This is a genomic window from Desulfobulbaceae bacterium, from assembly GCA_013792005.1.
Taxonomy (GTDB): Bacteria; Desulfobacterota; Desulfobulbia; order Desulfobulbales; family VMSU01; genus VMSU01.
The window spans coordinates 1-13421 of record VMSU01000177.1; the positions used below are offsets into that span (position 1 = coordinate 1).

A 13421-nucleotide genomic window follows, 5' to 3' on the forward strand; every position below is an offset into this window, starting at 1 on the left:
GCGCCGCCCATTTTGTGAAGGGATTGAGCCCGGACTTGACCACCCTTATTCTTGAGAAAAGCGCTCGAGTTGGCGGGGCGGTTCAGACGTTCCGGCAGGCTGGTTTTCAAGGCGAGTGGGGACCGCATGGTTTTCTTGACAATACTGCAGAGAGCCAGGAGCTGCTCCATGATACGGGGTTGTATCAAGAGGCTCAGGCCGCACCCCTAGGCGATTTTTATCGGTATGTATGTCATGGTGGGGCATTGGTTCGTCTGCCGCAAAGCCTTAAGACAGTATTGACGACGCCATTGATATCCTCACTTGGTAAGCTGCGGGTACTTGCCGATTTGTGGAAATCGCCACGTTCCGAGGCGATGACCATTGGCGAGTGGGTGGAGTACAGGTTTGGGCCCGATCTCCTGCCTCTGGTCGATGCGGCAGTCACGGGAAGCTTTGCTGGTGATTATAGCAAACTCTGCATTGATGCGGTGATGCCAGGTGTCCGCAAGCTTGAGATGGAGGCTGGGTCTGTCATCCGCGGGTTAATCCGCAAGAAGAAAAGCGGAGGTGATAAACTCACCCGGTTGCCATCAATGCTCAACTTCCCAGAGGGCATGGAGCGGTTAATCAAGGTGTTGACTAGCCAGCACGAGGTGGAGTGTAACACCTTGGTCCAGGGGCTGTCAAAAGATCTTGATGGGTGGCGGATTCAAACTGATAAAGGTCAGATTGCCGCACGCGCCGTGGTGATGGCTGTGCCGGTTAACCAGTGCCTTCAGCTTCTGGCCGCAATAAAACCGCCGCCAGTCAGCTGTGTGCCGGTATCAAAGATTATCAATGTTGTGCTAGGGTTTTCCGCCTCCGCCAAGGTGCCTTATGGTTTTGGCTATCTGGCTCCGGAACGGGAGGGGCGCTTTACCCTTGGCGCCATGTTTACCTCTCATATGTTTCCGGACCGGGCGCCTGCTGGCCAGGTGCTGATCGAAGCCTTGGTTGGCGGACGTCGTCATCCAGACAGGCTGATCCTCTCTGATGAGGAGATAGTTGACAAGGTATGTGCCGATATCTCCCAACTGATTGAACTTCCCGAGCCCCCCATCTTTGTCAAGGTGCTCCGTCCTGAACACGGAATACCTCAACTGGAGATGGATCATCCCCGGCTTCTGGGGTGGAGGCAGGCCATGGAGCAGGATTTTCCTGGTCTATATATCTGTGGTTTTGGCTGGGATGGAATAGGGATGAATGATATGATCAAGTCGGCTAAGAAAACAGCGATGGCAATTGCTGTTGGTGGCTCACGGATAGAGGATGAGGCCAAGGTCAAACCAGTGTATTTCTGATGGCAATGCCCCAGGGAAGTTCTTCCTTTGGGGCGTTTTTGTGTGGCAGTTGTGTCGTTAGCAGCTCAGGAACTGGGCGTTGAGTTTCTTGTCCAGAAGGTCTACTTGACCGCTGACACTTCCGTTTTGGTTGATGGACTCGGTGATTACCCGGATGGAGTGGACCACGGTTGAGTGGTCACGGTTGAAGGCCCTGCCAATTTCTTGTAAACCTTTTTCAGTATATTTTCTGGAAAAATACATTGAGATCTGACGAGGGAAGGCAATGGTCTTCTTGCGTGATTTGGAGAGGAGGTCATCGCTGGTGAGTTTGAACTGACACGCCACGAAGTCACGAATAGCCTCCGGCGTCAAGCGTTGTTGCTTGCCGATCAGGGTGGCCAGGACTTCGTTGACCATGTCCATGTCCGGGTGCATTCGTCGCAAGTTGGCCTTGGCCTTCAGACCGATAACCGCGCTGTTGATCTGGCGGATGTCACCTTTGATCCTTTCGGCAAGTATGGTTGCCAGTTCCTCGGAAAGGATTAATTGGATATTTCGTGCTTTTTGAAGGACTATCAGGATCTTCGTCTCGATGTTCGGCTGGGATATTTCGGTGACCAGGCCGCATGAAAGGCGTGATTGCACTCCCGGCGCCAAAGCTTCAATGTCGCGTGGGGGCCGAGCGCCGGTGAAAATCACTGTCTTGCCGCTTTCCAGCAGGACATCAAGCATGCAGGCCAGCTCTTCCTGGGTTTTGACTTTACCAGTTAATGATTGCACATCCTCCATGAGTAGGATGTCAGAGTTCTGGTAACGCTCTTTGAATGCGTCCATCTGTTTAGATTGAATGGACCGGACCATGTCCATGGTAAGCTGTTGGGCAGTGAGGTAATTGAGTCTGGCCCGGGGGTTGTTGGCAAGAACGTGGTGGGCGACGGCATGGGTGAGGTGACTTTTTCCTAAACCGGTGCCGGCGTTGATGTACAGACATTGTCCCAGGGTCTTGTCTCCACAGGCCAAGGCCTGACAGGCGGAAAAGGCAATCTCATTGCTGGCGCCGACAATGAACTCATCAAATACATAACGTGGATTCAAAGTGCGGACAAAAGATGGTGTTTTATTAATGGATGGGAGACAGAGTTGAGTCGGCGGAGCCGGTAGGGCCATTCGATTGAGATCTTGGGTGCCGGAACTGTTCGCGGTGACGGTAAAGACAATCTGAGCGTTTTGTTTGCCATGTGCTGCCAAGGCCGACTTGATCTGGGAAAGATACTGGTCTGCAACCCAGGAGCAGAAAAAGCGATCTGGCCCGCCGAGTTCAACAATCTCATCGTCGAAGCGGGAACATGTGAGTGGTTTTATCCACAGGGCGTGAAGGTCTTGGGGGAGTTCGGCTGATAGGTGGTCTGTAATCTGGTGCCAGGTCATTTTGGTTTTTTCTCAAGGATGAATTTTATGACGTTTCGGTAGCCCGTCCTGCTTGGAGGGTGGTCTTCCGGGTTCCAGTATTTACTTAAATTATACATTTTGCCACATTTTTAATCCAGGAATGTTCAGTGACTCTTCCCTGTGGCTGACTGTTGTAATAGAAATCTCTGGCTGCTGTCAAAGCTGATCTGAATGGATTTTCTGAGGCTGTCAGCCGATATTTTCAACATATTTTTTATTATTAATAATCAGTATGTTATCTCTTGCTGCAAGGGGAATGTGCCGATGGCTAGGGGACAGAAGGAGGGAGGGAAAAAGTAACATGGTTTTGTATGTTTAGCGAACTTGTTTGGGCTGTTTTGATATTTTGTTGATAACTCATATCTCTTGAATACTCAATATTGCTCTTTTTTAATAGAAATTACTTCGATTATCTAATTGTTGCCGATGGTTGTTGGCTCTGCCGCCTTCTTTTATTTTTTTGCAGGGAGAGGGAGTTGTGATGGTAACAGGGTGATACCTCGACCCATCGCAACTCCTTTTGATCGGTTTTTATATTAGATATTTACACCGAGGTCGGGCAGGTCGCTTTATGATTATGCGTTATGGTAAATTGGTATTTTCCGAGTCTCTACGCCGAGAAGAGTTCAGGATTGGTCATAGCGAGAGTTCTATCGATAATCCACGGGGGGATTGGCTCGGTTGGTTTTGTTGTTGACAGGGAATACAAGAACTGCTAAGGATTTTTTTTAAATTGTAAGAGAAGTATATGCTCTCAGGTGCCCCTCTGCAGGTAATGGGGATAATCGGGAAGTCTGGTGTGATGCCGGCGCTGTCCCGCAACCGTATGTGAGGACGAACGCCGCATTAAGCCACTGTTCTTTTTTTGGATGGGAAGGCGCGGTCAGTAGGTTGATCCACAAGCCGGGAGACCGGCCTGAGAGTTTTCGAGCAGATTTCGTGGCCATAAATCCCGCTCGGGCATCAATTGATTTAACCTGAACTTTATCTATTGTTCTGGTGCGAATTGAACCCGGGGTCGCGTGGTTGGCGATTTCGGGTTTTTTTATTGTCGTGACGGGTCCCCTGATCGATTTTTGGCTCTGAGCTTGAGCGCTACCAGGATAGAAGGCATTGTTTTATGCGATTGTTTCTCGCTCGGCATGGTGAAACAGGGAGTCAATATAGTGAGCGATACATTGGCGCGACTGATCTTCCTCTGTCGGAACTTGGCAGGCAACAGGCCATGCAGCTTGCTGATGTCCTGCCGAAAGGGGTCACTCGCTGTCTATGCAGTCCCCTGCACAGGGCGAGGGAGACCGCGAGTCTGGCACTTAGGGGGCGGGACTGCCTTCTAATGGATATGGAGGCGCTTCGGGAGGTCGATTTTGGCCGGTGGGAGGGTCTCTCCTTTCCTGAGATTGTTGATCAGGATCAAGCCTTGGTTGATGAATGGCAGCAGAACCCCACATCATTTCAGTTCCCTGAAGGTGAATCGGTTGAAGGTTTTCGGCAGCGGGTACAAGAGGGGCTTATGACGATAGTGGCCCTGCCTGACAAGGAGGTCCTGGTTGTCTGCCATGGCGGAGTGATTCGGGCCATGCTCTGTGCACTGTTAGGTCTGTCCTTTGCCAATTACCTCTCTTTTGCTATTGCACCTGCGGCCTTGACCGTGGTTGTGGTTGATGGTCATAGGGGGGTGCTGCATGGATTGAATTTGACAGCGTTGGCTAGCGGTCGGAGAGGGGAGAGCTAATGGCACGGATCACCTTGGTGACAGGCGGTTCGCGGAGCGGCAAGAGTGATTACGCAGAAGTTTTAGCCAGTGACTGGCCTGAGCCGCGGTATTATCTGGCGACTTGTCCCCCTTGTCAGGAAGATGATCCAGAGATGCAGGCCCGGATTGCCGTTCATCAGCAACGGCGTTTGGGGCAAAGGTGGCAGACAGTGGAAGAGCCGATGGCGATTGCTTGTGTGTTGCATGCCTTGCCATCCGACGCTTCTGTTCTTATCGATTGCCTGACTTTGTGGGTCAGTAATTTATTGTACGCAGATCATGAAGGAGCCCTGGGGGAAGCCCAGATGTCTCTGTTGGCAGAGGAGGTGCTCTCTGCCATAATGATTCGCGAGGGAGAGGTTGTTATGGTGAGTGGCGAGGTTGGTTGCGGTTTGGTGCCGGAACTGGCTCTGGCCCGGCGCTATCGGGATCTGGTGGGGCGGTGTAATCAGGTCATGGCCGTGGCTGCTGACCGTGTTGCTTATGTTGTCTGCGGCATCCCACATATAATTAAAGGATGATGGAGTCGAAGCAGACATGAAGAAGTTTGGGTTGATACTTTGATCACCAGGAGAAAACAGTAATGAGTCTCTTGCAAACGACCATCCAGCAAATCAGTGGTCAGGATTTGGCTTGGCGACAGAAGGCCAAGGACCGGTTGGACCAGCTGGCAATCCCTCATTGGTCATTGGGGCGGCTAATGGATCTGGCCATGGATCTGGCAGGGCAGACCTGTTCCCTCTCTCCCCCTGTCGTTCGCAAGGCCGTCATTACCATGGCCGGAGATCATGGCGTAGCGGTTGAGGGGGTTAGTAAATTTCCTCAAGAAGTTACGCCTCAGATGGTCGCCAATTTTGTCAACGGCGGGGCAGGCATCAATGTCCTTGCCCGTCAGGCCGGAGCCTTGGTGATTGTGGTTGATATGGGGGTGGCTGCTGATTTGTCTGCGCTCGCAAGCTCCGGCAAGATTATTGATAAGAAGATCGGGTTTGGTACTGCCAATATGGCAAAAGGTCCGGCCATGACCAGAGATGAGGCGGTGCGTTCCTTGGAGGCGGGCATTGAGGTGGTGATGATGAATCGGGACCGCTTCGATATCTTTGCCACCGGCGATATGGGGATTGCCAATACTACCCCCAGCAGCGCCATTGCCGCGATTTTGACCGGGCATTCGGCAAGCGAGGTCACCGGTCGTGGTACCGGTCTTGATGACCAGCAATTGGCGGCCAAGGTACGGGTGATCGAGGAGGCGCTTGCCGTAAACCGGCCTGATCCCAGCGATGCCCTTGATGTTCTGGCCAAGGTCGGCGGGTTTGAGATCGGCGGTATCGCCGGGGTGATCTTAGGTGCTGCCGCGTTACGAAAACCAGTAGTTATTGATGGTTTTATTTCAACCGCAGGCGCTTTGATTGCCCAGTGTCTTGCTCCTAACAGCATCCAGTTTGTCATCGCCGCTCATCGGAGCATGGAACCGGGGCACCGCGTGATGCAGGTGCGATTGGGGCTTGAGCCCCTACTCGACTTGAATCTTCGTTTGGGAGAGGGGACAGGCGCCGCGTTGGCCATGCCCATTGTCGAGTCAGCGGCTCGGGTGTTGATGGAAGTCGCCACTTTTTCCGAGGCCGCTGTGGCCGGGGAGGACAAATGATCGCTCGATTCTGCGCAGCGCTGCGCTTCCTGACTGTGCTTCCTGTTCCTGGTCATCTCGGGACCGAGGAGCAGCACTTGGCCCGCAGTCTCGTTTTCTTTCCGGTTGTGGGTGTTGTTATCGGCTGTATCATGGCTGTTATTGCCTGGTTGATATGGCCTTTTTTACCTGCCTTGCCTGCTGCGGCTGTCATGGTTTTCCTGATGTTAGCGATTTCCGGAGGCTTTCATCTTGATGGCTTGGCCGATTCGGCGGATGGAATGTTGAGCGCCCGGCCGAGGGAGCAGATTCTTACTATTATGCGCGATAGTCAGATCGGCAGTATGGGCGCTGCGGCTCTGGTAATGGTCTTGTTGGCCAAAACCGTCGCTTTGGGGAGCCTCCCCCAGGTCCAGGCGGCATCGGCCGTGTTCCTGATGCCCATTGCCGGGCGTTGCCTGATGGTCTTGATGATGGCGTTCTTGCCCTATGTTCGAGGAGAGGAAGGGCGGGCGGCTCTTTTTTATCAGGCCGCCAGTCAAGAAAAAAAGATTGTTTACATCACAGGGGGCGTCCTCTACTCCAGTAGCTGGTATGCGTGTGGCGGTTCCGGCCTAGCCGCCGGGGCAATAGCCCTGGTCGCTATGCTCCTTTTTGCCTGGCTCTGCCGGGTAAAGATCGGTGGCGCAACCGGAGATACCCTGGGAGCAACCTGTGAGCTGACCGAGATGGTGATTGTCTTGATATTGTCAGCAGGATGGTAGTGGGTAGAGGATAAAAACGATGGCCATCTGTCATGGACATGATGGACGGGTGGGCGTCTGGTTGCTGTAGGCTACAAGTCTATAGCTCGGCTAAATAATAAAGTATCATTTAGAAGGTTAACGGTAATTAGTTATCGGTTTACGGTTAACAGACTCACGGATACCAGTCATTGGTGACAATCACTAACCGGCAACTGTCAGCCGCAAACCGATAACCTGAGCAGTTACTTTAATTTTTAAAAAGGAAATTTCATGAGTACTCAATTGCAACTGGCCCAGCAGGGCACGATCACCCAGGAAATGAAAGATGTTGCTGCCCAGGAATCCTTGGCGCCTGAGTTGATCCGTGAACGGATGGTTGATGGCCAGATTGTCATCCTTACTGGACGACATCGGGAAAAGAGAGTTGTTGGTATCGGCAAGGGGCTTCGGACCAAGGTTAACGCCTCCATTGGCACCTCTAGTGATGTCTGTGATATTGAACATGAGAAGCGTAAAGCTCGGATCGCCGAGGAGACTGGCGCTGACACCTTGATGGAGCTGTCCGCGGCAGGCGACCTTGATCAGATCCGCCGCGAGGTTTTGCAGGCGGTCTCTCTGCCGGTGGGTAACGTCCCGCTCTATCAGGCCTTTTGCGATACCATCAAAAAACATAAAGACGCCACCAAGATGGACCCTGAGGCCATGTTTGATCTTATAGAAAAACAGTGTGCCGACGGCATGGCCTTCATGGCGGTTCATTGCGGGATCAATCTCTTCTCTCTGGAACGGATGCAGCGCCAGGGGTATCGTTACGGTGGGCTTTGTTCTAAGGGCGGAACCATGATGATTCAGTGGATGTTGAAAAATAACCGGGAGAACCCCCTGTTTGAGCAGTTTGATCGGGTGTGTTCGATTTTGAAGAAATACGACACCGTTCTCAGTTTGGGCAATGGTATCCGGGCCGGGGCTATTCATGACTCTATGGATCGGGCCCAGGTCGCTGAGTTGATCATCAACTGCGAATTGGCCGAGCGGGCCAGCCTTTCTGGTTGTCAGGCCATTGTCGAAGGGCCGGGTCATGTGCCTCTGGATGAGATTGAGGCCAATATTATTCTGCAAAAGAAGATGTCTAACGATGCCCCGTATTATATGTTAGGACCTTTGCCTTGTGATTGCGGTGCCGGGCTCGATCATATTACCGCTGCCATCGGCGCGGCTCATTCGTCGATGTACGGGGCCGATCTCATCTGCTATATCACCCCTGCCGAGCATCTCGCCCTGCCCAACGAGGAGGATGTGGCCATCGGCGTCCGTACTGCCCGTCTGGCTGCCCACATTGGTGATGTGGTCAAGCTCAAAGGCCGCGCAGATGTTCGAGACAAACAGCTGAGCAAGGACCGACGTGATTTTCGCTGGGATAAGCAGTTTGACAACCTGCTGTTCCCCGATTTGGCCCGGGGCATCCTGGAATCGCGAAAATCGTCCAGTAAAGGGTGTTCCATGTGCGGCGACTTGTGCGCCTTGAAAAACGCGGCCGAGACCTTGAACCAGCACTTGACCGGGGATAAGGTCAATTCGTGATTGAGCGGTTTTGGGGGGGCGTATCCGACGTTGCGTCCCTTCATTTATCTATCGTGTTGGTCCTCTGTTAGTTGTCTTCCTCTTTTTCTGCCGCCATGAATCTGATACCGCATTTGGCCTCTGCTGCGCCTTTTACCCATGGCGGCAATCTCCGTAAGCTTGCCGCTTCCTCTGGCCGGAAGATGAGCGAACTGCTTGATTTCTCAGCCAGCATCAATCCCTTGGGGCCGCCAGAATACCTCCGGCCACTGATCAGCCGTAATCTGGAAGCCCTGCTTCATTATCCTGATCCTGATTATGACGAGTTGAGGCAATCCGCAGCTGTCCGGTTTGCTGTTGACCCCAGTCAAATAATTGTTGGCAACGGTTCAACCGAAATCATTCATGCTCTGCCTGCTGCCTTGGGGGTGGCGCGGGCGGTGATCCCGGGGCCGTCTTACCTCGGTTATCATGAGGCCTTTGCCGCGATTAGTGGTCAGGTTCATTATCTGTCGTTGTCGTCGAAAAGTAATTTTGCTATTGATTGGCACGCCCTGACAGAAGAGCTTACCGGCGGGGAAGTACTCTTTCTTGGGCAGCCCAATAATCCAACGGGTCGCTGTTTCGAGCTGTCGCAGTTGGAGGAGGTGATGGCTCGTCATCCTGCCACCTTCTTTGTGGTTGACGAGGCATTTCTCGATTTTGTTGTCGATCAGCCCTCAGCTCTGTCCTTACTCTCCCAGTATCAAAATCTCGTCGTTCTTCGTTCGTTGACCAAGTTTTATGCCGTGCCTGGCCTGCGGTTGGGTCTTGCCTTTGCCGGGGCAGGGCTTGCCGCACAAATTCGTGCCAAGTTGCCGCCATGGAGCGTCAACTCCTTGGCCTTAGCCTTCGGGACCAAGGTACTGCTCGATGACGGGTATGCGCGGCAGAGTCAAGAGGTGGTATCTCGATTGCGTCAGGAGTTAGCGGATGGTTTGGCGGCCTTGCCTGAGATTAAGGTCTTCCCTGGTCAGGCCAATTATCTTCTCTGTCAGTGGCTGACCCTGCCAGCTGGTTTTCGCACGGGGAGCGAGGTCTATGCGGCGCTTCTGGCTCAAGGGGTGGCGGTTCGAGATTGCGCTAATTTTACTGGGTTGAGCGCTGATTTTTTTCGGGTGGCGGTGCGCTCTGCTGAGGAGAACGCGGTCTTGCTCGACGCCTTAGGAGCCATGAGTGCTACTAAGCGAGTTGTGTCCCGCAGACGCCGGACCCCGGCGTTGATGGTTCAGGGGACTAGTTCCGATGCAGGTAAGAGCGTGATTACTGCCGCCCTCTGTCGGATTTTGCTTCAGGATGGGGTCAGGGTGGCGCCATTCAAGTCTCAGAATATGTCGCTAAACTCCTTTGTCACCCGTGATGGCGGAGAGATGGGCCGGGCTCAGGTGGTTCAGGCCCAGGCCTGTCGTCTTGATCCCGACACCCGGATGAATCCGGTGCTCTTGAAGCCGGTAAGCCATGTCGGCAGTCAGGTGATTATCAATGGCCGTTCGGTCGGCACCAAGAGCGTCGAGGAGTATGTGGCCTATAAACCCCATGCCTTTTCCGCAGCCTGTGCGGCCTATGATTCGCTGGCCAGTGAGATGGATGCGATTATCCTTGAAGGCGCCGGGTCACCCGCTGAGGTCAATCTCAAGCGGCATGACATTGTGAATATGCCCATGGCCCGCTACGCTAAGGCCCCGGTAGTGCTGGTCGGCGATATCGACCGGGGCGGGGTCTTTGCCTCCTTTGTCGGCACCATGGAGGTTATGGCAGAGTGGGAGAGGGCTTTGGTCGCGGGTTTTGTGGTCAATCGCTTTCGGGGGCGTGAGTCGCTGCTTGATCCCGCCTTCGAGATCGTTAAAAAGCATACCGGCCGGTCGGTGTTGGGGGTGATCCCTAACCTCTCTGATCTTGGGCTGCCGGAAGAGGACTCGGTAAGCTTCAAGAAGGGGTTGTTTAATCGCCCCAAGCCCACGTCTGCCGAATCAGTTGAGATTGTTCTGGTTGATCTGCCCCATATCTCCAATTTTACTGATTTCGAGCCCTTCCTGCTTGAGCCTGATGTCTGGTTGCGGGTGGTTCGGACAGGGGATGAGCTTGGCGACCCGGCGGCGGTGCTCTTGCCGGGAAGCAAGAATGTTATTGAAGATCTGCGCTATCTCAATGAGTCTGGATTTTCCGAGGGTATCAGGCGTTTGGCAGCTCGGGGGGAGACAGAGATCGTTGGGCTTTGTGGAGGTTTCCAGATGTTGGGTGATGCGATTAGCGATCCTCACGGGATTGAGGCCAGTGGAACTTTGGCCGGGTTGGGGCTTTTGCCGATCAGCACGGTCCTTGATCAGGATAAAACCTTGACTCGTCAGTCCCTCACCCACAGGGCATCCGGGTTTACGGTTCATGGCTATGAGATTCACCATGGCCGGACTGAATCCGGAGTGGCGCTTGATCCGGTTTTGACCGACGGGCCGCCGGGCGTGGCTGCGGGCAAGGGATTGATCTGGGGTACGTATCTCCATGGCCTTTATGACGCCGATGCCTTTCGCCATTGGTTTATCGAAGGTCTGCGTCAGCGGCGCGGTCTGGCTATGTGGCAGGGAAAGCGAGGGTGCTATAATCTTGAGCCTGCTCTTGATCGTTTGGCGGCAACGGTGCGTGAGCGTCTTGATATGTCGGTGATTTACCGGCTGATGGGACTCTGAGTTGTGATCCCGTTTAGCCTGTTACTGGGGGTGGCCTTTGTTCTTGATCTGGTGCTTGGCGATCCGCGCTGGCTACCGCACCCGGTCAGAGCGATCGGCTGGTTGGCCAGGGTCTGCGAGGGGTTGTGGCGGCGTTTGGTGTCTGGCCAGAGGCTTGCCGGGGTGATGACTGTGCTTTCGGTATTGACGGGTGTTGGCGGTGTGGTGTTGGTGTTGATTGAGATCGGCCAATGGATACATCCTTTGGCCGGAGACGCAGTCCGTCTTTATTTTATGTATGCCTCGTTTGCCGCCCGGGACTTGGCCTGTCACAGTCAGCAGGTGCACGCGGCCCTAGCTGATGGAGACCTCCCTTTGGCTAGACAAAGGGTGGCGATGATAGTCGGCCGGGAAACAGTGTCCCTTGATGAGGTTGGGGTGAGTCGGGCCTGTGTTGAGTCGGTGGCGGAAAATATCGTGGACGGAGTGACCGCCCCCTTGCTGTGGGCCGCTGTTGCCGGGCCTGTTGGCGCCATGGCATATAAGGCCGTCAATACCATGGACTCCATGTTTGGCTACAAAAATGAACGATATTGTCAATTTGGTTGGGCGCCTGCCCGGCTGGATGATCTGGCCAACTTTCTCCCTGCCCGTCTTACCGCTCTCATGGTTGTCTTTGCTTCTGCTTTTCTTGGATATGCTCCTCGCCTTTCGTATCATATCTGGCGGCGTGACCGCCGCAATCACTCAAGTCCCAACTCTGCCCATACCGAGGCCGCTGTGGCCGGCGCCTTAGGTATTCAATTGGGTGGTCCCTCCGTGTACTTCGGGGCAGTAGTTGATAAACCTACTATTGGTGATCCGCATACTCCCCTCACTGCCCGGCACATTGTGGCGGTCAATCGTCTGATGCTGGCAACGGCGGTGATTACGGTCTTATTGGTGGTGTTGGCGCATGGGAGTTTTTGGGTGGCAATGGGTTAGTAAAATTGATGGCTAAGCAAAAAGGCCGATCTACTGCGTTGCAGCGCACTTTTGCTTAGCCATTCCGTGACTTTTTGCGAGACCATCAAAATTATTTGAGTCCAAGTTTGCCAGCGGTTAGCAGCTAGTAGCTGGTGTTATACCGCACGGAGGTTGGGGAGTTGAGCCTGAACTGGACGGCCATGGGCGTCCAGGTAGACGTTACATTTCTTGCAGTTGGTCATTTTCTCGTGGTAGGACCCCTGCTCTTGGCCTCCGCAGAGGGTGGCGGTCACCATCCAGCACTGCCCTCCGTGCTCAGGGTAGGCGGGACATGAGTTTCTGCGGTCGGTGGGGCAGTTTTTGATCTCCCAGCAGGTGACGTCATTTTTGGCGGCGCTGGTCAGGGTTACCTGGTCTTTGCCGTAGACCATGGCTACCAGGTCGGCAACCATGATTCCCATCTCCTCAGCCTGATCGGTAAGCTGTTCTGCGGCCTCGGCGGTTGTTTGTGCGGCTCTTTGGACGCTGACAGTGATTTGCTCTAGTTCCTGGCTGGACTTGCTGATTTCGACCAGCCCATTGGCCTGCTGGTGGGTGGCCTCGGTGATGGCTGAGGTCTTCTCCCCAATGCCGGTGGCAGAGGAGACGATGTGGTCGAAGTCGGTGTTTACCTGTTTCAAGGCTTCGGCGCTTGCGGTTACCCGGCTGATGGTGTCGTCCAGCAGTTGTTGGGTGGTCCGGGCGGCCTCGGCAGTCCGGTTTGCTAGATTTTTGACCTCATCGGCAACCACCGCAAAACCAGCCCCGGCTTCGCCGGCGCGAGCTGCTTCGACTGCGGCGTTTAAGGCCAGCAGGTTGGTTTGGAAGGCAATGCTGCCGATGGTGTTGATGATGGAGCGGATCTTGTCGCTGTCCTGCTCGATCTGGGCCATGCTGCGGGTGAGGTCGACTAAGGCTTTCAGGGTTTGCCCCGATTTTTCGATGTTTTGATTCATTAGGGCCTGCGATCCGGCGGTAAGGTCTGAGGTCTGTTGACTCATGGCCGTGCTTTCTTCGAGGGCTGTTGCCGTCTGTTCCATGGCTGCGGCCTGACTACTGGCGTTCCTGGCCAAGTCTTGGCTTGCGGTATTGATTGATGCGGCGGCGGAGGTAACCTTGGCGGCGTTGTCCTTGATGTCATCAGCAACCTTGGCCAGCAATTTGGTTGAGCCACGGACAATGACCAATGCCAGGCCTAATCCAACAAGGAGCGTGACAATGCTGCCAATAATGGTGTTTTGTTTAAAGGAGTTGGATGATTTCAGCATGGCC

At 54.0% G+C, this 13421-nt stretch carries 10 protein-coding genes and 1 riboswitch; of the genes, 8 read left to right on the forward strand and 2 right to left on the reverse strand.

Going from position 1 to position 13421, the window contains the following annotated elements; genetic code table 11:
* Positions 1-1322: protoporphyrinogen oxidase (gene hemG, locus FP815_11390; protein MBA3015536.1), on the forward strand; the 1322-nt coding region annotated here is incomplete at its 5' end.
* 57 nt (positions 1323-1379) lie between these two features.
* Here hemG and dnaA read toward each other — a convergent pair.
* Positions 1380-2732, reverse strand: coding sequence for a chromosomal replication initiator protein DnaA (dnaA, locus tag FP815_11395; GenBank protein ID MBA3015537.1), 1353 nt, complete (start codon positions 2730-2732; stop codon positions 1380-1382).
* A gap of 760 nt (positions 2733-3492) precedes the next feature.
* A riboswitch (cobalamin riboswitch) is annotated at positions 3493-3688 on the forward strand.
* 185 nt (positions 3689-3873) lie between these two features.
* Between dnaA and FP815_11400 the strand changes: the two genes are divergently transcribed.
* The 7 genes from FP815_11400 to cobD all read left to right on the forward strand — a co-directional run bounded on the left by FP815_11400 (position 3874) and on the right by cobD (position 12128).
* Positions 3874-4488, forward strand: a complete 615-nt coding sequence (locus tag FP815_11400; protein MBA3015538.1) for a histidine phosphatase family protein — start codon at positions 3874-3876, stop codon at positions 4486-4488.
* Positions 4488-5030 (forward strand): bifunctional adenosylcobinamide kinase/adenosylcobinamide-phosphate guanylyltransferase, encoded by a 543-nt coding sequence (cobU, locus tag FP815_11405; GenBank protein MBA3015539.1) that lies wholly within the window; start codon positions 4488-4490, stop codon positions 5028-5030. The genes FP815_11400 and cobU overlap by 1 nt, the downstream gene beginning before the upstream one ends.
* Positions 5031-5092: 62 nt before the next feature.
* Entirely contained in the window at positions 5093-6157 is a 1065-nt protein-coding gene (gene cobT / locus FP815_11410; GenBank protein MBA3015540.1) for a nicotinate-nucleotide--dimethylbenzimidazole phosphoribosyltransferase, read from the forward strand.
* Complete coding sequence (gene cobS, locus FP815_11415; GenBank protein ID MBA3015541.1) at positions 6154-6900, forward strand: adenosylcobinamide-GDP ribazoletransferase; 747 nt, start codon at positions 6154-6156, stop codon at positions 6898-6900. Before cobT ends, cobS begins: the two co-directional genes overlap by 4 nt.
* A 252-nt stretch (positions 6901-7152) precedes the next feature.
* Positions 7153-8463 (forward strand): phosphomethylpyrimidine synthase ThiC, encoded by a 1311-nt coding sequence (gene thiC / locus FP815_11420; GenBank protein MBA3015542.1) that lies wholly within the window; start codon positions 7153-7155, stop codon positions 8461-8463.
* Positions 8464-8558: 95 nt separating this feature from the next.
* Positions 8559-11165, forward strand: coding sequence for a cobyric acid synthase (locus FP815_11425; protein MBA3015543.1), 2607 nt, complete (start codon positions 8559-8561; stop codon positions 11163-11165).
* Positions 11166-11171: 6 nt separating this feature from the next.
* Positions 11172-12128 carry a cobalamin biosynthesis protein CobD gene (cobD, locus tag FP815_11430; protein MBA3015544.1) on the forward strand — a complete coding sequence of 319 codons (957 nt, stop codon included), beginning with the start codon at positions 11172-11174 and terminating at the stop codon, positions 12126-12128.
* 137 nt (positions 12129-12265) lie between these two features.
* On the opposite strand, the gene FP815_11435 is transcribed toward cobD, so the two are convergent.
* On the reverse strand, positions 12266-13421 hold a 1156-nt coding region (locus tag FP815_11435), incomplete at its 5' end, for a hypothetical protein (GenBank protein ID MBA3015545.1).